The sequence below is a fragment of the Rhodococcus sp. SB1D genome, assembly GCF_048573875.1.
GTDB classification, from domain to species: domain Bacteria; phylum Actinomycetota; class Actinomycetes; order Mycobacteriales; family Mycobacteriaceae; genus Rhodococcus_F; species Rhodococcus_F qingshengii.
The window spans coordinates 190,607-209,435 of the sequence record NZ_JBMAIQ010000001.1 but is presented as its reverse complement, the minus strand read 5'-3'; the positions used below and the strand labels follow the sequence as shown (position 1 = coordinate 209,435).

Here is an 18,829-nt window from a genome sequence, read left to right as displayed (position 1 = left end):
TTCAGCCCAGCAGTTTCTCGCGGAGCGCCTTGTCCTTGTCGAGGACCATCGACTCGAGGCTCTCCTGGAAGGCCACCATCCGCTGCTGCAGTGCGGGGTCCGATGCGCCGAGGATCCGTGCAGCCAACAGACCGGCGTTGCGAGCGCCACCGATCGAGACCGTCGCCACCGGGACGCCGGCCGGCATCTGGACGATCGAAAGCAGCGAATCCATACCGTCGAGGTACTTGAGCGGCACCGGAACACCGATGACGGGCAACGGCGTGGCCGAGGCAACCATGCCCGGAAGATGCGCGGCGCCACCGGCACCGGCGATGATGACCTTGATTCCGCGGCCGGAAGCTTCCTTGGCGTAGTCGAGCATCCGCTGAGGCGTGCGGTGCGCCGAGACGACACCGACCTCGAAGCGGATACCGAACTCGGCCAAAGCTTCGGCTGCAGCTTCCATGGTCGGCCAATCCGAATCGCTGCCCATGATCAGGCCGACCTGCGCGCTCTCACTCACCGTGTACATCCCATCCGTCGGTCCAAACTGCGTACGAAAGCCAATGTGCTGCACGCTCGGCGCGTTCCCGAACTGCGGCAACGTAATTCGGATCGTCGATGGATCCGGCGCCGCCCACGATGTTGACGTGTCCGATCTTGCGATCCTTGCGCTCACCCTTGCCGTACAGGTGGATCTTCGCGTCAGGCATCCGCGCGAACAGGTGATGGACGCGCTCGTCCATCGTCATCTCGGGAGCTTCCGGCGCACCGAGAACGTTTGCCATCACCGTGACCGGTGCGATCGGCGAGGTGTCGCCGAGCGGGTAGTCGAGAACGGCACGCAGATGCTGTTCGAACTGAGAGGTGCATGCGCCGTCCATCGTCCAGTGACCAGAGTTGTGCGGGCGCATGGCCAGCTCGTTGACCACGAGAGTGCCGTCAGTCGTCTCGAAGAGTTCCACGGCCATCGAGCCGACAACACCGAGCTCGGACGCGATGCGCAACGCCAATTGTTCGGCTTCCTCGGCAACGGCGCTCGAAAGGGCGGGAGCAGGTGCGATCACGACGGCGCACTGGCCGTTGCGCTGAACGGTCTCTACGACCGGCCACGTAGCGCCCTGGCCGAACGGCGACCGCGCGACCATGGCGGACAGTTCCCGACGCATCGAGACCATTTCCTCGACGATCAGCGGAACACCCTTGTCCAGCTGCTCGGTGACGATGGCCTCTGCTTCGTCCTGATCGTCGGTGATCCAGACGCCGCGGCCGTCGTAGCCTCCGCGTGTTGCCTTGATGACAAGCGGCCAACCGTGTTGGGCACCGAAACGCACGACGTCTTCTGCCCACGTCACTTCGGCGTACGCAGGTACGGGCGCGCCCAGTTCGGCAAGTTTGCGACGCATCAGCAGTTTGTCCTGAGCGAAGATCAGAGCCTGCGGCGGCGGCTGAACATTCACGCCTTCGGCGACAAGAACCTCGAGATGCTCCGTGGGCACGTGCTCGTGGTCGAACGTCAACGCGTTGGAACCGACCGCTGCGCGTCGAAGAGCGTCGAGGTCGGTGTGGCTGCCGAGCACGACGTCGGGGCTGACCTGAGCTGCCGGCTCGTCCGAAGTCCCGGAGAGCACTCGGAGCGTCTGGCCCAGGGCCACCGCCGCCTGGTGAGTCATCCTGGCCAACTGTCCGCCACCGATCATGGTGACGACGGGCATGGATGCTTTTGCCGGTCGAGGGGTGGTCGGGCGGGCGGGGATCTGCGCGGGATCGTTGTTGCCGGTCACGGCTCTCTATGTTGTCATGTGCCGCGTTCGCCCGTTCATTCAGCGTTCCCAATCTGTGATTCTGCTGATGAATCCGCGGCAAATTGGTGGTAACGCGGTTTCGTTTCGTAAACTCGTCTGTTGTGCCATTTGTCGACGGGGTCATTGCCCGCATACCCCAACCGTTTCGTGACATCGCTCTGCGTCACAGCGAGCTGATCAAATTCGCGATCGTCGGCGGAACGACCTTCCTCATCGACTCGGGCATCTTCTACACACTCAAGCTGTCGATCCTCGAATCCAAGCCGATCACGGCCAAGATCATCGCCGGCGTCGTCGCGGTGATCGCGTCGTACATTCTCAACCGCGAGTGGTCGTTCAAGAACCGTGGTGGCCGTGAACCAGCGCACGAAGCTGCGCTGTTCTTCATCATCAGCGCCATCGGTGTCGTCATCAGCTTCATCCCGCTGTACATCTCCAGTTACGTCTTCAACCTGCGCGCACCCGAAGTCAGCCTGGCGACGGAGAACATCGCCGACTTCATCAGTGCATATGTCATCGGCAACCTGCTGCAGATGGCGTTCCGATTCTGGGCCTTCCGCAAGTTCGTGTTTCCCGACGAGAATCCGGAACCGCTCGAACTGTCCGACACCACAGGGTTGCCCGAAACCACAGCGTTATCCGGAACCACAGCGTTATCCGAAACCACAGCGCCTGAGCCGGTAATTCCTGACGCCGAAGAGGAGCTCGGGCACTCCTGAGTTTTCCGTCTGCGCGGCCTTTCGGTCAGCGCGGTTCGCGGTGCGGAACGACGGCCGCGGTCGGCGCCGTGTTGGCCACCGGCAGGAAGACGGCGAACAAGGCAGGCTTACGCCTCTGCAGTTCCAGGCGGCCCCCGTCGGCTTCGATCAGTGCACGTGCGAGCGCCAACCCGACGCCGGTGGACCCCGCCCCCGAAAATCCTCTGTCGAAGATGTGCGGCGCCAGATCGTTCTCCACACCGGAGCCTTCGTCGGTGACCTCGACGCACACCATCGAGTCACGGCGAGACGAACTGCGACCCGTACCGTCGATCAATCGCACAGACACCGTGCACGTGCCTTCACCGTGTTCGAACGAATTGTCGACCAGAACGGAAACAGCTTCACGCAGACGCGAACCTGTGGTCGCAGCCATCACCGTGCGATCGCCGCGTAGGCGCAGCCTGCGTCCCTCTCCGTCGAACTGAGCCTGCCAGTCGCGAGTCACCTGTTCCAGCTCGCCGACTACCGACACCAGACTCGCCGATGACCCACTTGTGCGCGACGAGCGAATCAGGTCGTCGATTCCGTCGGTGAGCCTGTCCACTTGCGCCATGGCTTCCTCGGCCTCGTTCACGACGTCAGGATCTTCGTGAACGGACAACTCGTCCAGGCGCAGCCGCACTGCAGTCAGTCGACTGCGCAGTTGATGCGAGACGTCCGCAACCAGCGCGCGCTCTCGTTGCAGCCGCACCGAAATCTCCACGGTTGCCGCATCGAGGACGTCGGACACGCGGTCGAGTTCGGGGATGTCGTGCCGACGAGGATCCGGCCGGAAGTCGCCTTCGGCGAGGCGCGCCGCCCGGTCGGCCACATCCTGCAGCGGATCGGCAAGCCGACGCGCAGTGACCACAGCAACCACGGTGCCTGCCGTGATGGACAGAAGCACGAGCACGCCGACAGCCATCACCGCCTGCTTCTGCTGGGTGCGCAGGTTCTCCGACGGCACCTCGAGACGCAACGAGCCGGACGTTCCCATCGCGAGCGATTCGACGAGTGCGTTCTTGACCGTCGCCTCACCGACGTCGACGCGTGCGGCGCCGTCGACGACGGTCGGATACACGACGACGAGGCGCCCGTCGTTCGGGGTGAGAACCTTGAGCGAATCGGTGTTCAACGCACCTTCGACGAGTCCGTTCGTCCCCTCTTGCGCGATGACCTCAGCGGCCATCCGGTCGAGGCGCACCCGGAGATCACTTCGCGTCACGTCCTCCACCCAGAGCCACGCCGTGTAGATCAGCGGAACCCCCAGCAGCAACGCCGTCATGATCACGACAGCGAGAATCGACTGCAATATGCGACGCCGCATGCCGGCAGTTCCTGATTCTCGAGAAGTTAGTCGGTGTTGATTCGGAAACCGACACCGCGGACGGTGGCAATCCTGCGTTCCACGGCGGGGCCCTCGTCGCCGATCTTGCGGCGCAGCCACGACATGTGCATGTCGAGCGTCTTCGATCCACGAAGCTCGACGTCGCCCCACACCTCACGAAGGATCGTATCGCGCGAGACCACTTCCCCGGCGTGCTCGAGGAGGACCCGCAGAAGCTCGTATTCCTTGTTGGCCAAGGCGATTTCGGAGCCGTTGACGAGTACGCGTCGTGCCGCGGGCTCGAGCCTGATGCCACCGACCTCGACGATCGTGTCCTCGCGGCCACCGTGGCGACGCAGGAGTGCTCGCACACGTGCCATCAACTCGGCGAGACGAAACGGCTTGCTGACGTAGTCGTCGGCGCCCGCGTCCAACCCGACCACGAAGTCGACTTCGTCGGTCCTGGCGGTCAACATCAGCACGGCGAGCGAGGTGCGATGCGCACGAATCTGTCGGCAGACCTCGAGGCCGTCCATGCCCGGAAGGCCGAGATCGAGAATCAACAGGTCGAAATCACCTTCGAGCGCCTGCTGCAACGCAGCGGGTCCGGTCGGTTCGACCGTCACCGAATACCCTTCACGCCCCAAGGCGCGGGAAAGGGGTGCAGCAATGGCCTCGTCGTCTTCGGCTAGCAATACGGCAGTCACACGAACAGACTACGGACAACACGCCTTTGCACGTTGATTACCAGCCATTTCGATCATTCGGGTCGTCGTTTTCACCTGACGGCCACTGCGGTGCCTGCGATGGTGGCTGCTGCATGGAATCGAAAACCTGGTGATACAGCAGGGCGTGAACGTGCTCGACGTCAGGAATGTCGTCGAACTCGAGCGGATCGTCACTGGCAGATGCGATGACCAGAGTTCCGGTCTTGAGCATTCGATCAATCAGGCCGTGACGGAACTGAACATTGCTGATCCGTCCCATGGGAATGTCGATACCCGTGTGCGTGAGCACTCCGTGGCGGATGAGCACTCGCCGATCGGTGACGATGAAATGCGTGAACTTCCAGACCGTGAACGGCGCAACCGATCGCCAGGCCACGACACCGAGCCAGATGATTCCGACGGCAATGGACGACACGGTGCGAGCCGTGCCGTCCAATCTCGTCTGTGCGAGGCCCAGCAAGAACCCGGCGACGGCCGTCGCAAGTACGAACGTCAGCGCCGGAAGCACCAACATCTTCCAATGAGGATGGCGATGCAGTATCAGTTCCTCGTCCTGAGCGAGGGCGTCTTCGGGATATCCCATGACGGGAAGTCTGCCACCCCGCACCGACTTTCAGGCATACCGACTTTCAGGCACACCGACTTTCAGGCACACCCGCCTTCAGGGCAACGCTCAGGGCTGCGCGAGCTTTCGCAGCACCAACGGGGTCACGACGATGATGATGCCGTACAGCACCATCCACACGCCGACCACGATGCGGAAGACGTCGAGCGAGAGTTCGGGCTGCAGAAGGACGATTGCACCCGCGACGATGCTGATGACTCCGAGCACGATCGACAGACCGCGATCGACGGTGTGCCCGGACGCCGCGTCGACCAGATCGAGAACGCCACGGAATACCCACCAGGCACCGATCACCAACGCGATCAGAACCACCGTCTGCAAAGGGCTACGGAGAACCAGGAATCCGAGGAGCACTGCCAACGCGCCGGAGATCGCGACGAGCGTGCGAGTTCCACCCGAAGCCGTCACGTCCGCGAACGAACGGATGATCTGAACGATTCCGAATCCGAACAACTGGATCGCAATGACAACCGCGACCACGAACAGCGTGGCATCCGGCCACGCGAGTACCGCGATACCCAGGCCCAATGTGAGGACACCGAGCAGCACCGTCACGCCGGTGAGTACGCGGCGAGCGCTCTCGGCCGTCTCGGCTTCGGTCGAAACAACGATCGGTGTGGTCATGACGCCCCTAGGCAGCTCGGTAAATCCCGCAGTTGAGTGTAATGAAGGACGGACGGTTGGTTCGAAAACCGGTCCGGGCCAAAAATTAGCACTTTGGTGCCAGAAAATCCGGCAACGTTCACGATTCGGTGACCGGGGCGGCGCGAAGGTGCGTGATATCACCCGCTGCGACCGCAAAGGTCTCCCCATCTGTTCCCTCGATTTCGATGACGACGCGTCCGGAAGTGTCGACGTCGGTCGCGATACCGAACACCTCCTTGTCGCCCGGCAAGACCGCGCGGACTCGTTTGCCCAGCGTCCCGCAGCGCTGCCGGTATTCGGCAGCCAACACAGATGTATCCCATTTCGACGATTCCCAAGCACGGAATTGCGTCGCCAATTCACGGGCGATTGCGCGAACGAGAGTGTCGCGGTCGACAGTCGATGCTTCTTCGATCAGCAGTGACGTAGCGGTCGGGACGGGCAGCTCCTCGACGCCGAGGCTCACGTTCAGCCCGATCCCCACCACCACCGCGGGATCGGGCGCCGTCCTCGCCACCTCGGCCAGAATGCCGGCGACCTTCTTGTCACCGATGAGAACGTCGTTCGGCCACTTGAGTTCTGCGGGCACTTCGGCCACGTTGCGCAGCGCGTCGACGACCGCGATTCCCGACAGTAGCGGGAGCCAACCCATGTCCGCGAGATTCATTCCGGGCATCGACAGCAGAACCGACATCGAGATCTGCGCTTGCGGCGGGCTCACCCACGTGCGCGAATGACGGCCACGGGCACTCGCCTGATATTCGGCGATCAGAACGTGACGGTCGGCATCCGGATCTGCCGCTCGCGCAAGGAGATCCGCGTTCGTCGAACCGGTCTCCTCGACAACGTCGAGGCGGTTCCAGAAAACGCGCGCGTCGTCGTTGTCACTGCGCACGAGTGCGCGTCGTAGGGCATTGCCGTCGAGGGGCGGTCGGTTCAAGTCGGTCCACATAGCCCCAGCCTATGACGACGGCGAGAATGTACTGGTCAGTAGTTTGAGCCTGCAAGACAGCGACAATCGGACCTGCCTTCGAAGCCCCCCACGCACTCTCGTTAAGCTCACGTCCATGACCACTGTCCAAGAGCCGAACGCGCCGGAGGCGGCGGCCGCACCCGATATCCACACGACCGCGGGAAAGCTCGCGGACCTGCGGAATCGCCAAGCCCAGGCGCAGGCACCGAGCGGCGAAGCCGCCATCGACAAGGTGCACGCCAAAGGCAAGCTGACCGCCCGCGAGCGCATCACCGCCCTCCTCGACGAGGGCTCCTTCGTCGAACTCGACGCACTGGCACGGCACCGAAGTGTGAACTTCGGTCTCGCTGACAACCGCCCGGTCGGCGACGGCGTCGTCACCGGTTACGGCACCATCGACGGCCGCGACGTCTGTGTCTTCTCACAGGACGCCACCGTTTTCGGCGGATCGCTCGGCGAAATCTACGGTGAGAAGATCGTCAAGGTCATGGACCTCGCGATCCGCACCGGACGGCCCCTCGTCGGCATCAACGAAGGTGCAGGCGCGCGCATTCAGGAAGGCGTCGTCTCGCTCGGCCTCTACGGCGAGATCTTCCACCGCAACGTCCAGGCCTCGGGTGTCATCCCCCAGATCTCACTGATCATGGGACCCGCCGCCGGCGGCCACGTCTACTCCCCCGCACTGACCGACTTCGTCGTGATGGTCGACGAGACTTCCCAGATGTTCGTCACCGGCCCCGACGTCATCAAGACAGTCACCGGTGAAGACGTCACGATGGAAGACCTCGGTGGTGCTCGCACCCACATGGTCAAGTCCGGAGTCGCCCACTACGTCGCTTCCGGCGAGCAGGACGCACTCGACTACGTCAAGGACCTGCTCAGCTACCTGCCGTCCAACAACCAGGCAGCAGCTCCCCGCGGCGAGATCACCGACCCCATCGTCGGTTCGATCGAAGACAGCCTGACCGCTGAGGACATCGAACTCGACACCCTCATCCCGGACTCGGCCAACCAGCCGTACGACATGCACGAGGTCATTCGTCGCATCCTCGACGACGACGAGTTCCTCGAGGTCCAGGCCGAGCGCGCGATGAACATCATCGTCGGTTTCGGTCGCGTCGACGGACGCTCGGTCGGCATCGTCGCCAACCAGCCCACCCAGTTCGCGGGCTGCCTCGACATCGACGCCTCGGAGAAGGCCGCTCGCTTCGTGCGTACCTGCGACGCGTTCAACGTCCCGATCATCACGCTCGTCGACGTTCCCGGCTTCCTCCCCGGAACCGAGCAGGAATACAACGGCATCATCCGCCGCGGCGCGAAACTCCTCTACGCATACGGAGAAGCAACGGTCGGCAAGATCACGGTCATCACCCGCAAGGCTTACGGCGGAGCGTACGACGTCATGGGCTCCAAGCACATGGGCGCCGACGTGAACCTGGCATGGCCGACCGCTCAGATCGCCGTCATGGGTGCATCCGGAGCTGTCGGATTCGTCTACCGCAAGCAGCTTCTCGAAGCCGCGAAGAACGGCGAAGACGTCGATGCACTGCGCCTCAAGCTGCAGAACGAGTACGAGGACACACTCGTCAACCCGTACGTCGCCGCTGAGCGCGGATACGTCGACGCTGTCATTCCTCCGTCGCACACCCGCGGACAAATCGTTTCCGCATTGCGACTGCTAGAGCGCAAGGCCGTTTCCCTTCCGCCCAAGAAGCATGGGAACATTCCCCTATGACCGCAACCACCGAGGACATTCTCAGCGAAGATGTCGCACTGGCGGAGACCGCACCGACCAACGGTGCGGTCGTCGAGGGAACCGCGACGGATGCTTCGCTCACGGAGCTGACCGAGACGTCGACCTCCGACGCGTCGGTCATCAAGATCGTCAAGGGTTCGCCCACGGACGTCGAGATCGCGGCACTGGTCAGCGTGCTTGCTGCGGCTGCCGGCAGCGGTCAAGCTCCCGAGTCGAACGTTCCCGCGGAGACCTGGGGCGATCCGACTCAGTTCCACCGCACGCGTGCGCCGTTCTCGCCGTACGCGTACCTGAACCCCGCGATCCGTCGCAGCTGACGATCACTCTGCTGACGTGACTCAACTGGTTCTAGCTTCAGCGTCCCCGGCTCGCCTCGCAGTTCTGCGGGCGGCCGGGGTTTCGCCGCTTGTGCGTGTCTCCGGTGTCGACGAGGACAAGATCGCCGACAACCTCGGCCCCGACGCCGCCCCCGAAAAAGTCGTGACGGTGCTGGCGGAGGCCAAGGCCGCCGAAATCGTCCCCGGCCTCGCCGCCGACAATCTCACCGACGTAGTCGTTGTCGGGTGCGATTCGATGCTCCTGATCGACGGGCAACTTCAAGGCAAGCCGGGCAGCGTCGATATCGCCCGAAAGCGATGGGCCGCAATGGCCGGACGCAGCGCCACTCTCTTGACCGGGCACTGTGTCCTACGCGTCGCCGACGGCCGCATCGTCCGCATGGCCTCGGATCACAGCGCAACAGTGGTTCATTTCGCGCAACCGTCCACCGAGGATCTCGAGGCATACCTGGCAACGGGCGAGCCGCTCCAAGTCGCCGGAGCATTCACGCTCGACAGTCTCGGCGGCTGGTTCGTGGAGAGGATCGAGGGTGATCCCTCGAGTGTCATCGGTATCGGATTACCTTTGGTACGAACACTTCTCGAGCGTGTCGGGGTTTCCGTCTCGGATCTCTGGCGCACGCAGAGCATCTTCTGACGCGTTTTCTCCAAGCACGTTTTCTCCAAGCACGTTTTCTCCAAGCACCACTGACCAGCCCCGCATCGGGTCCATGCCGATGCGAAGCTGGTCGTTTTTGTTGTCACCGAAAAGGTTTGACCTTTCAGGTTTTGAAGGTGGTGTTCGCCGGCCTCGGTTGCTGCTGCGGGTCGATCGAGGGCGGCGGAATGAACCACGGTTTGTTGTCGACACCGATACGGATATCCCATTTCCCGACGAACCCTGATTTTCGGTGCATCAGTCGGTGGTGTGAACGGCACAGCAGGACCAGGTTGTTCATCACCGTCGGGCCACCGTTGGCCCAGTGCCGGATATGGTGCGCATCGGTCCACGCCGGTACACATGTGCAGCCCGGGAACGCACAGCCTCTGTCTCGGGCAATCAACGCCACTCGCTGTTCGGCGGTGACCAACCTCTTCCCTGGTTTCGCATCGAGCGGCGCGCCGTGATCGTCGAGCAGGACGGTGGAGAGGAAACAATCACACCCGAGAAGCCTGGTCTGCGACACCGACAGCGGTCCCAGCCAGGGCATGTGCCCGACATCAAGATCGGACAGCTCCAGTGAGCCGTCATCGCCCGAATCCGAAGACTGTGCGGCACAATCCCGATGCTCAGCCAAATCACGAGCATTGATGTGCACGTTCACATGCGGACGCTGACCACCATCGGTACCGGTCTTGGCGCAATCGAGATAACGCCGGATCAGTTCGGTGAACCCATCCGCAGTCCGCTTCGCCGCCGACCGAGCATCGGGAGTCCCGTCCGGTGCCGGGGTCGGCATCGTCAGATTCGACAACGCCGACAGCAACATTTCCCCGGTGAGGGCATCGAAATCCCCACGCACCACCACCCGACCATTGAGCGTCGACGCGATCCGCAACTCATTGAGATCGACATCTTCAGCGGGCGGAATCTCATCCGACTCGAACAACCGCTCCAACGTCGCGATCACGTTCCGCACCTTCGTCGTCGTCGCCTCCACACCCGACGCAGCCGCAAGCAGTAGGTCGATACAACGAGGGAGCGCCTCCTCCGGCATCCCCTTCGGTGGTGATTCACAGAACGCCACGATCAACACGGCATGCTCGAACGAGCAATCCCCGCCATCGAACCGAGCCGCCACCGCCGGAAACGGCCGCAAAGCCGCACCCAACGCGGCGATCTTCTTCCCGTCCCGAACCTGCAGCATCGTGTTAGCCGCCAACCACGCACCCACCCCGCGGCTCGCAATCACCTGATCATCCGGGCGCAACGACAACTCGTCCACCACCGCCACTCGAACGGCTTCCAGGCGCAGAATCTCCGCACTCGCCTCGACAGCAGCAGCACGCAACTCCGCAGCAGACAACTGCCACAACCGTCCGCGTAACCCCACCGCAGAACCCGACACCACGTCCGACAACAAGACACTCATTGAATCCCCCGATCCCCTGCACACAGAGTACTCGAACACCTGTTCGAGTCAAGGGCAATTTTCAGACCGGCGAATTGACCCGCGGCAGAGCAGTCGACGCCAATCCGATACCGAGCGCAATTGCTGCGATGATCGCGAGCACACGGCGCTGCGCTTCGAGAAATGCTTCGCCGGCCGCCGCGCGAGTCGATGCGTACGCGGCATCAACTGCCACCTGAACGGATTGACCCCCGGCACCGGCGGAGCCGTCCCTGCGACATTCCGGCGCCACCTCCATCGGTGTTCCGGATGCCAATTGGCTTGTCGCGCAATCGACAAAGGCCTTTTCGGCGATGTCGATCAGGCCGGGACCAACGCCGGCAGCTTCAAGGTTCGCAACGTACTCGGGTCGCTCCCCCTGCACTGCTTGCGGAGCTTGCCCCGCGACGAGCGAGAAGAACACCACTCCGATCAAGGCCAGTCCGATGGAGCTGCCAACCTGCTGAACGGTAGGAAGCAGTCCCGACACCGAACCCGCGTGCGCGGGTTCGACCGTCGCAAGGATCGCGGTTTGCAGTGGTGCCACGAACAGTCCGAGACCTGCGCCACCGAGAAGCAGCGGACCGGCGAGCGCGAGCCAGCGTGGATCGGTTCCTTCGCGTTCGAGGATGATCGACAGCGCGATCAGCGAGCCGGCAAAGACGACCATCCCCAGGATCAGAACACGGTTTCCGAGCATCCGGTACACCGCCGATGAGAGAACCGCCGCCACGCCCATTCCGACGGCCCACGGCAGCGTCATGACGCCCGCTCGCAATGCGGAGAACCCGAAGCCGAACTGAAGGGTGAGACTGATGGTGAAGATCAAGGAAGTCAGGGTTCCGAAGAAAACGAACGCAAGAACCGCGCCGATTGTGAAGGCTCGGTCGCGGAAAAGCTCGAGACGAAGGACCGGATCGCCGCCTCGTTTCGCCAAACGCGATTCGTAGAGCACAAACGCCACTGCCACCGGCGCCGACATCGCGAGCATTACGACAAGACCTGTGGGCCATCCGCGCGCCCTTCCCTCGGCCAGGGGAAGGATCAGCAGGAACAGCGCCAGTGATGACAGTGCGGCGCCGATGAGGTCCAGTGAGCGTACATGCTCAGCGCGAGCATCGACGAGATGGAAATATCCGAGAATCAAGGCGGCGATGCCGATCGGGATGTTGACGAAGAAGATCAGGCGCCAGCCCCAGTCGAACAGATTCCACTCGATCAGCAGCCCGCCGATCAGAGGCCCACTGACCGTTGCGAGCCCGATGGTCGCACCGTAGATCCCGAAGACTCGCGGATGCCTGGCCTTCGGAAACAGACCCGAGATGATGGCGAACGTCTGGGCGGACATCGAACCGGCCGCCAATCCTTGCAGACCCCGGAAGACGATCAACATCGTCGCGCTCTGCGCGAGCCCGCACAGCAACGAGGCAACCACGAATACGGACAAGGCGGTCAGAAAAACAACTCTACGGCCGAACAGGTCCCCCAGCCGCGCTGCAGTGATCAACGAACACGCGAAAGCCAGGATGTACACGCTGACCATGAGCAACTGCGCCGATACGCCTGCTTGAAGATCGACGGCGATACTCGGAAGCGCAACGTTGACGATGGTCGCGTCGAGCAATTGCATGAATGCCGCCGCCAGACTCGTCGCCAACCCGAGCCAGGGCGTCAGAGAACCAGCTCGCCGCCCGCCCTTGTGGTCGGCGCCGACAGCGTCACCTAAAGGGTCCGGAAGCACCGAATGATCCTAATCGAACACAACGCTTCTAGAACCTGTTCTTGTTTAGATTGTAGTATTTCGGACAATTCAGTCCCCCAGATGGGATAGTTCGTCGTCTGCCCATTTTCAGAGCAGGCTTCTCGACGACACACGCAGGAGTTCTACTCGATGGATCTGAACTTGATCACCCATTGGCACCCGCTTCCTGGGCGGGTAATCGAATGGGGCGTCACGCATGCTTCCGCTCAACGAGCCGCCGAAGCCGAGATCGACCGAGAACTACCCCCGACCACGATGCAGGATCGCCACCTGCGACGCGCCCGCGTCACCGCAGAGAAGGGCGATCCGCAGTCTCCGTGGATCGGTATCGCCTTCGATTTCGCAGGAACACTGGACCGCGACGCCATGACGCGAGCACTTCAGCGCTACATCCGTCGCCACGACACGCTGCACAGCTGGTTCTCGTTCGACGAAGCAACCACCGACGCTGCGGACACCTCGTTCGAGGTCCGTCGACACGTGGTGCCGGTCGAAAGCATCGAACTCGAGTACCGCGTCGGCGACAACGTCTCCGAATCCGAGGCGATCCGCGCGCTCGTCGCGACCAAGTTCGCCACCGAAACCAGCGCGCTGCAGTGGCCGGCCTTCGTGTTCGGTGCCGTCGAGCACCACCATGCCGACCTCGAAGCCGATCCGAGCTTCACCCTGTTCCATGCAGTCGACCACGCCCATTCGGACATGAACTCGATGGTGCTGATGTACGCAGAATTGCGTCAGCTCTACGCCGCGGAAACGACCGGATCGCATCCCGAGCTCGGGCCGGCCGGAAGTTACGCACAGTTCGGTCGCGTCGAACGCGAGCGAACAACCGAACTGACGATGCAGTCACCCGAAGTGCACCAGTGGCTCGGTTACCTCATGCGCAGCGGCGGCTCGTTCCCCGGATTTCCGCTCCCGCTCGGGGCCGAAGACGCGCCCAAACCGGCTATCGGTTCACGCTTCGACCTGGCCGACGACATCGAGTGCGAGAAGTTCGGTGCGGTTTGTAAAGCCAACGGCGCCAACTTCATCGGCGGAATGTTCACCGCGCTCGCGATTGCGGAATTCGAACTCGCCGGACGCGACAAGTACATCGCCCTCTCGCCGGTCAGCACACGAACCGAGGCCGACTCGTTTGCGCAGGGCTGGTACATCAACCTGATCCCGGTCGGCATCGACGTCGACGACAAGCGACGCTTCACCGAGTTGGCAAAGCTCGGGCAGCAGGGGTACCACGACGGCAAGGCACTCCTCGATGTCTCTGTGCAGCAGGTCATCGATCTGGTTCTGTCGAGCTTGGCCGAGTCGGATTCCGCACCCGGCGGACTGTCGAAGACGCTCACCCCGCCGCCGATCGTCTCGTACATCGACGGCCGACGCATGCCGGATCCATACAGTTACGCCGAGACGAAGGCAACGGGAATCGTCGGCGGCAAAGAGACTCAGATCGCGTCGATGTGGATCAACCGGATGCACACCGGAACCTGGATCGCCGTGTCTCACCCCGACACCCCCATTGCCCACGAATCGGCCACCCGCTTCGCCGAGCATGTCTCGAAGATCATCAAAACTGTTGCAGCTCAAGGCGACTACTCGTTCGTGGCACCAGAGGGAGTGGCCTGATGCATGTCACCTCGATCGATCGATACGGACTCGACCCCGGAATCGTCACCGAATGGTCGCTTCAGCCCGCGGATGGCGCCGTCACCGAGTCGGAAGTACCACCGTCGTACAACCAGCATTTTCACCTCGAGACTGCGCGAACACACGGCATGGGCCGGAGTGTGTGGATGGCAGCCGCATTCGACCTTCCCGGAGAACTGAATCGGCCTGCACTCGATCTCGCGCTGCGCCTGTTCATCAGTCGCCATGACACTCTGCACACAGGATTCGAGGTGGGCGAGTTCACCACCACCCGAATGGGACTCGATCCAGACGGCACACACATCGAGACTTCGGAACCTCTGAAATTCGATTCGACCGAAGACCTCCGAGCGCATCTCAAGAAGCGATTCACGACGGTATGCGATCCACTGACCTTCCCTGCATACACGTTTGCCACGGTCGAACGCGAAGAGCATTACACGGTCCTGAGCGCGTTCGATCACACACTCGTCGACGGCTACTCGTTGGTCATTGCTCTCGGGGAACTGCGACAGATCTACGAGGGACTGATCGCCCTACCCGATCTGACCGACCACGAGGCCGTCGACGCAGTGATGAGCCGACTGGGTGACCCGGGAAGTTTCGTGCGGTACTGCGAACTGGAGGCAGACGCTCTGCTTCCCGTCGACAACGACCCTCGAATCCGAGAGTGGGCAAGGTTCTACGAGATCTGCGGTGGCACATCACCGAGTTTCCCCTTGGATCTCGGCGTCGAGGGCGGAAAGCCCGCGCCGCAGGGCGCCGATGTGCGCGTGCTGCTCGACGAGGAGTTGACGGCGACGTTCGACGAGATCTGCCTATCCGCCGGCGGTAGCGTGTTCACCGGAATCCTCACTGCGATGGGACTTTCCGTCCACTCGTACACCGGGCAGTCGACGCTTCCGCTGCAATTTCCGCTTCACATTCGCAAAGATCCGCGGTGGGCCGACGCGATCGGCTGGCTCACCACCAGCGCGCCGATCACGGTCCAGATCACTCCCGATGCGGATTTCGGTGCATCCCTTGCACATACGCACGCGTCGTTCCGAGTTGCGTTGACGCTCGAGGGCGTCACCATGGCCCAGGTTCGAGATGCTTTGGGCGACAAGATTCGACGCACGCGCACCGACGTCTTCATGGTGTCGTACATCGATTACCGCAAACTACCCGGCACAGACGATCATGATCTCCTCAACGCCCATCACATCAGCAATGTGACGGTCGCCGACGATGCCCAGTTCTGGATTTCGCGAACGAACCGTGGTCTCTCGCTGCGTTCACGCTTTCCCGATACCGAGACGGCAAACGAAACCATGGTGAATTTCCTCACCGAACTCGACCGGATTCTGAGAGAAGTCTGCGCCCGGGGCGTGACGCCGATCGGAAGTGTCACCGAACAATTGAGAGATTCGAGCGTCGGAGCAGGAACACCGAGGATTTAGGGTCGGCAACGGGCACGAGCAGGCAGAACCTGCTTCCGGGCGTCTCACCTTGCGCACAGCGCATAGAATCGATCAAGTCCGTGTTCGAACCGAACGATTCGTCTTCAGGAGTACGCCCGTGCCCGTTGCCCCCGATCCCTCAACCGCGTTTGCCGAGTTCGCGCATCCCGACCGGTTGGTCTCGACGGAATGGCTCTCGGCGAATCTCGGTGCGCCGGGCCTCAAGGTTGTCGAATCCGACGAAGACGTGTTGTTGTACGACGTCGGCCACATCCCCGGAGCCGTGAAGATCGACTGGCATCTCGACCTCAACGATCCGGTCACCCGCGACTACATCGACGGTGCGAAGTTCGCAGAGTTGATGAACCGCAAGGGCATCGGCCGCGACGACACCGTGGTCATCTACGGCGACAAGAGCAACTGGTGGGCGGCCTACGCACTGTGGGTCTTCACTCTTTTCGGCCACGAGGACGTCCGTCTTCTCGACGGTGGCCGCGATGCGTGGATCGCCGAGAACCGCGACACCGCTTTCGACGTTCCCGACATCACGTCGACCGATTACCCGGTCGTCGAGCGCAACGACGCTCCCATCCGCGCATTCAAGGACGACGTTCTCGCGCACTTGGGCGACGGGCCGCTCATCGACGTGCGATCTCCGCAGGAGTACACCGGCGAGCGCACCCACATGCCCGACTACCCCGAAGAGGGTGCGTTGCGTGGTGGACACATTCCCAGCGCGCTCAGCATCCCGTGGGCGAAGGCAGCGGCACCGGACAGCCGCTTCCGCACCCGTACCGAACTCGGCGAGATCTACGGCGACCTGTCGGCCGACGACAACATCGTCGCGTACTGCCGCATCGGTGAGCGTTCCAGTCACACCTGGTTCGTGTTGACTCATCTTCTCGGCTACCCGAACGTTCGTAACTACGACGGTTCGTGGACCGAGTGGGGCAATGCCGTGCGCGTCCCGATCGTCCAGGGCGAAGAGCCCGGCGCCGTTCCGTCCTCTGTATCGGCGTCATGAGCGCTCTTCCTTCGGCTCTGGCCGAGATCGTCGACGACTTCGCGGCCGTCGGCGCCTCGGACAAGCTCACCCTTCTTCTCGAGTTCAGCCGAGAGCTGCCGCCGTTGCCGGCGGAGCTCGAGCAGAGCGCGATGGAGCCGGTCCCCGAATGTCAGTCGCCGCTCTTCCTCTCGGTCGACGATTCGGATCGCGACAACGTCCGTCTGTACTTCAGCGCTCCCCCCGAGGCTCCCACGACGCGTGGTTTCGCATCGATCCTCGCGCAGGGGCTCGACGGCCACAGCGCCGACGAGATCCTCGGTGTACCCGACGACTTCTATTCGGCGCTCGGTCTCGCAGAAGCCGTGAGCCCGCTCCGTCTGCGCGGAATGTCGGCCATGCTCGCGCGCATCAAGCGGCACTTGCGGGGCTGAAAACATGGAGTTCACCGAACTGGCCGACTATGCGATTCCGGCCGGCGCACTCGTCGAATGGTTGCCGTGCGCAACCGGGCCCTGGGTTCCGGATCCGCGGCCCGTCTCCTACATTCACGAGGCACATCTCAACCGTTCCGCTGCAGGCGCAGGCGACAAGTCTTGGCTGGGAACAGCTTTCGAGATTTCCGGCCCGCTCGACGTCGATGCGTTCCGAGTCGCTCTCGGCCGGTGGATCGACCGTCACGAAGTTCTGCGCTCGCATACCGTCCTCGAACCCTCGAGCGGCGAGATCACCCGGCACACGGTCCCGCTCGGCGGAATCGACATCGGGGTCGTCAGCCACGGCTACGACGCGTCCAGCCAGGACAACTTCGACCACCTTCACCGCCTGTTCGACGATTACGCGTCCCCGCACAGTTGGCCGTCGTACGTCTTCGCGACGTTGACGCCCCGCGGTGGCGACGGTCCGTTCACCGTGTTCTTCGCGGCGGACCACTCGATCATCGACGGGTTCTCGATCGTGCTGGTCGCTCACGAGATCGCAGCTCTGTACCGCGAGGCCTCGACCGGTAGTGCTGCAAATCTGTTTCCGGTGGGCAGCTACGTCGATTTCGGTGCCGTCGAACGCGAGCAGATGGCCGACATGGAAGCCGAGAAGGCTGCGGTCGAGATCTGGCGAAAGGCTCTCGGCACGGACGGTCTACCCCAGTTCCCGCTACCGATCGGTGACCGTGGAACCGATTCTCAGAACGGCCTGTCGACCTGGCTGCTCGACGCCGACCAGTCCAAGGCCTTCAGTTCGACGTGTGCAGCCACCGGCGTGGGGTACTTCGCCGGACTTCTCGGCGGACTTGCCGCTGTAGGTCGCGAAGTCGCGGGATCCGATCGATTCGAGGTCGTGACGCCGGTTCACACCCGCAGCGCTCAGGAGTGGGCGGGTGCGCTCGGCTGGTTCGTCGGACTGTGCCCGGTCGAGTTCGCCGTTGGATCGGACTGTTCGTTCGGCGACCTCGCGACACGCGCCGCCGAATCCATCGCTTCGGTCAAGCCTGCCGCAGCTGTCCCGTTCGATCGGATCGGTGAGCACCTCGAAACCCCGATCCGACCGCGATTCGTCGTGTCCTACATGGACGTTCGCTTCGTGCCCGAAGCCGCACAGTGGCCCGAATGGAACGCCAGAGCACTTCGAAGCAAGGCATATACGCACGACGTCTACATCTGGATCAACCGCACACCCCAGGGACTCAACCTCGCGGTCAGGTACCCAGGCAACGAGACGGCGAACGCCGCGGTTCACGCCTACGTGGCCGCACTGCGCCGGACCATCGAAGAAATCGTCACCGAACCGGACGCCGCCACCTCCGACAGCTACTCATCGGTAGTTTTCGAAACCGTTTCCTAAGCCGGAGTGGGCTTTAGCGATCCGGTTACAACCAGCGCCGAAGCGATGCATACACTCCGAAGTGATGCCAATCCCCCGATGGTGAAATCCCAGAGGAATACACCGCGGAGACAGACTATGCGAACCACAG

At 62.7% G+C, this 18,829-nt stretch carries 18 protein-coding genes; 9 read left to right on the top strand and 9 right to left on the bottom strand.

The genetic code is table 11. The annotated features are described in order from the left end of the window. Position 1: 1 nt before the first annotated feature. Both purE and ACN50D_RS00970 read right to left on the bottom strand, forming a co-directional pair. Positions 2–514 carry a 5-(carboxyamino)imidazole ribonucleotide mutase gene (gene purE, locus ACN50D_RS00975; RefSeq protein ID WP_039973205.1) on the bottom strand — a complete coding sequence of 171 codons (513 nt, stop codon included), beginning with the start codon at positions 512–514 and terminating at the stop codon, positions 2–4. Continuing rightward, a complete protein-coding gene (locus ACN50D_RS00970) occupies positions 498–1,697 on the bottom strand; it encodes a 5-(carboxyamino)imidazole ribonucleotide synthase (RefSeq protein ID WP_249342750.1) in 1,200 nt (399 codons plus the stop codon). Before ACN50D_RS00970 ends, purE begins: the two co-directional genes overlap by 17 nt. Positions 1,698–1,888: 191 nt before the next feature. On the opposite strand from ACN50D_RS00970, the gene ACN50D_RS00965 reads away from it, so the two are divergent. Continuing rightward, entirely contained in the window at positions 1,889–2,506 is a 618-nt protein-coding gene (locus ACN50D_RS00965; protein ID WP_211920459.1) for a GtrA family protein, read from the top strand. Between the two features lie 25 nt (positions 2,507–2,531). On the opposite strand, the gene ACN50D_RS00960 is transcribed toward ACN50D_RS00965, so the two are convergent. The 5 genes from ACN50D_RS00960 to ACN50D_RS00940 all read right to left on the bottom strand — a co-directional run bounded on the left by ACN50D_RS00960 (position 2,532) and on the right by ACN50D_RS00940 (position 6,804). Further along, positions 2,532–3,854, bottom strand: a complete 1,323-nt coding sequence (locus ACN50D_RS00960; protein WP_211920461.1) for a sensor histidine kinase — start codon at positions 3,852–3,854, stop codon at positions 2,532–2,534. A 26-nt stretch (positions 3,855–3,880) separates the two neighbouring features. After that, on the bottom strand, positions 3,881–4,561 hold the full coding sequence (locus tag ACN50D_RS00955; protein ID WP_003940916.1) for a response regulator transcription factor: 681 nt from the start codon (positions 4,559–4,561) through the stop codon (positions 3,881–3,883). A 37-nt stretch (positions 4,562–4,598) separates the two neighbouring features. After that, a complete protein-coding gene (locus ACN50D_RS00950) occupies positions 4,599–5,165 on the bottom strand; it encodes a PH domain-containing protein (protein WP_003941034.1) in 567 nt (188 codons plus the stop codon). 90 nt (positions 5,166–5,255) lie between these two features. Continuing rightward, positions 5,256–5,831 carry an HdeD family acid-resistance protein gene (locus ACN50D_RS00945; RefSeq protein WP_211920463.1) on the bottom strand — a complete coding sequence of 192 codons (576 nt, stop codon included), beginning with the start codon at positions 5,829–5,831 and terminating at the stop codon, positions 5,256–5,258. A 118-nt stretch (positions 5,832–5,949) separates the two neighbouring features. Next, positions 5,950–6,804, bottom strand: a complete 855-nt coding sequence (locus ACN50D_RS00940; protein WP_003940755.1) for a biotin--[acetyl-CoA-carboxylase] ligase — start codon at positions 6,802–6,804, stop codon at positions 5,950–5,952. Positions 6,805–6,919: 115 nt separating this feature from the next. Here ACN50D_RS00940 and ACN50D_RS00935 point away from each other — a divergent pair, with 115 nt between their 5' ends. From ACN50D_RS00935 to ACN50D_RS00925, 3 genes are read left to right on the top strand one after another with little or no spacing between them, the layout of a single operon-like run. Continuing rightward, positions 6,920–8,560, top strand: a complete 1,641-nt coding sequence (locus ACN50D_RS00935) for an acyl-CoA carboxylase subunit beta (RefSeq protein WP_003940853.1) — start codon at positions 6,920–6,922, stop codon at positions 8,558–8,560. Further along, positions 8,557–8,898: an acyl-CoA carboxylase subunit epsilon gene (locus ACN50D_RS00930; RefSeq protein ID WP_007731147.1), complete on the top strand. Its 342-nt coding sequence runs from the start codon at positions 8,557–8,559 to the stop codon at positions 8,896–8,898. The genes ACN50D_RS00935 and ACN50D_RS00930 overlap by 4 nt, the downstream gene beginning before the upstream one ends. 16 nt (positions 8,899–8,914) lie before the next feature. Then, the gene (locus tag ACN50D_RS00925; RefSeq protein WP_007731146.1) at positions 8,915–9,556 is read left to right on the top strand and encodes a Maf family protein; all 642 of its coding nucleotides are present in this window, start codon (positions 8,915–8,917) and stop codon (positions 9,554–9,556) included. 124 nt (positions 9,557–9,680) lie between these two features. Here the strand turns inward: ACN50D_RS00925 and ACN50D_RS00920 are convergent, their stop codons facing one another. Both ACN50D_RS00920 and ACN50D_RS00915 read right to left on the bottom strand, forming a co-directional pair. Next, positions 9,681–10,991 (bottom strand): HNH endonuclease signature motif containing protein, encoded by a 1,311-nt coding sequence (locus tag ACN50D_RS00920; protein WP_208689663.1) that lies wholly within the window; start codon positions 10,989–10,991, stop codon positions 9,681–9,683. 61 nt (positions 10,992–11,052) lie between these two features. Further along, the gene (locus ACN50D_RS00915) at positions 11,053–12,750 is read right to left on the bottom strand and encodes an MFS transporter (protein ID WP_042922151.1); all 1,698 of its coding nucleotides are present in this window, start codon (positions 12,748–12,750) and stop codon (positions 11,053–11,055) included. A 150-nt stretch (positions 12,751–12,900) separates the two neighbouring features. Between ACN50D_RS00915 and ACN50D_RS00910 the strand changes: the two genes are divergently transcribed. From ACN50D_RS00910 to ACN50D_RS00890, 5 genes are all read left to right on the top strand, one after another. Then, a complete protein-coding gene (locus tag ACN50D_RS00910) occupies positions 12,901–14,394 on the top strand; it encodes a condensation domain-containing protein (protein WP_210378307.1) in 1,494 nt (497 codons plus the stop codon). After that, positions 14,394–15,857: a condensation domain-containing protein gene (locus tag ACN50D_RS00905; RefSeq protein ID WP_042449587.1), complete on the top strand. Its 1,464-nt coding sequence runs from the start codon at positions 14,394–14,396 to the stop codon at positions 15,855–15,857. Before ACN50D_RS00910 ends, ACN50D_RS00905 begins: the two co-directional genes overlap by 1 nt. A 118-nt stretch (positions 15,858–15,975) precedes the next feature. Continuing rightward, positions 15,976–16,881 carry a sulfurtransferase gene (locus ACN50D_RS00900; RefSeq protein ID WP_003940962.1) on the top strand — a complete coding sequence of 302 codons (906 nt, stop codon included), beginning with the start codon at positions 15,976–15,978 and terminating at the stop codon, positions 16,879–16,881. Further along, positions 16,878–17,294: a SufE family protein gene (locus ACN50D_RS00895; protein ID WP_003940804.1), complete on the top strand. Its 417-nt coding sequence runs from the start codon at positions 16,878–16,880 to the stop codon at positions 17,292–17,294. Before ACN50D_RS00900 ends, ACN50D_RS00895 begins: the two co-directional genes overlap by 4 nt. Positions 17,295–17,298: 4 nt before the next feature. Further along, entirely contained in the window at positions 17,299–18,699 is a 1,401-nt protein-coding gene (locus ACN50D_RS00890; protein WP_003940858.1) for a condensation domain-containing protein, read from the top strand. The last annotated feature ends 130 nt before the right edge of the window (positions 18,700–18,829 follow it).

Excerpts from the sequence above, each read along its gene's own strand:
- purE (WP_039973205.1), bottom strand. The coding sequence starts at position 514 with ATGTACACGGTGAGTGAGAGCGCGCAGGTCGGCCTGATCATGGGCAGC.
- ACN50D_RS00970 (WP_249342750.1), bottom strand. The coding sequence starts at position 1,697 with ATGCCCGTCGTCACCATGATCGGTGGCGGACAGTTGGCCAGGATGACT.
- ACN50D_RS00960 (WP_211920461.1), bottom strand. The coding sequence starts at position 3,854 with ATGCGGCGTCGCATATTGCAGTCGATTCTCGCTGTCGTGATCATGACG.
- ACN50D_RS00950 (WP_003941034.1), bottom strand. The coding sequence starts at position 5,165 with ATGGGATATCCCGAAGACGCCCTCGCTCAGGACGAGGAACTGATACTG.
- ACN50D_RS00945 (WP_211920463.1), bottom strand. The coding sequence starts at position 5,831 with ATGACCACACCGATCGTTGTTTCGACCGAAGCCGAGACGGCCGAGAGC.
- ACN50D_RS00940 (WP_003940755.1), bottom strand. The coding sequence starts at position 6,804 with ATGTGGACCGACTTGAACCGACCGCCCCTCGACGGCAATGCCCTACGA.
- ACN50D_RS00935 (WP_003940853.1), top strand. The coding sequence starts at position 6,920 with ATGACCACTGTCCAAGAGCCGAACGCGCCGGAGGCGGCGGCCGCACCC.
- ACN50D_RS00930 (WP_007731147.1), top strand. The coding sequence starts at position 8,557 with ATGACCGCAACCACCGAGGACATTCTCAGCGAAGATGTCGCACTGGCG.
- ACN50D_RS00920 (WP_208689663.1), bottom strand. The coding sequence starts at position 10,991 with ATGAGTGTCTTGTTGTCGGACGTGGTGTCGGGTTCTGCGGTGGGGTTA.
- ACN50D_RS00910 (WP_210378307.1), top strand. The coding sequence starts at position 12,901 with ATGGATCTGAACTTGATCACCCATTGGCACCCGCTTCCTGGGCGGGTA.
- ACN50D_RS00905 (WP_042449587.1), top strand. The coding sequence starts at position 14,394 with ATGCATGTCACCTCGATCGATCGATACGGACTCGACCCCGGAATCGTC.
- ACN50D_RS00895 (WP_003940804.1), top strand. The coding sequence starts at position 16,878 with ATGAGCGCTCTTCCTTCGGCTCTGGCCGAGATCGTCGACGACTTCGCG.
- ACN50D_RS00890 (WP_003940858.1), top strand. The coding sequence starts at position 17,299 with ATGGAGTTCACCGAACTGGCCGACTATGCGATTCCGGCCGGCGCACTC.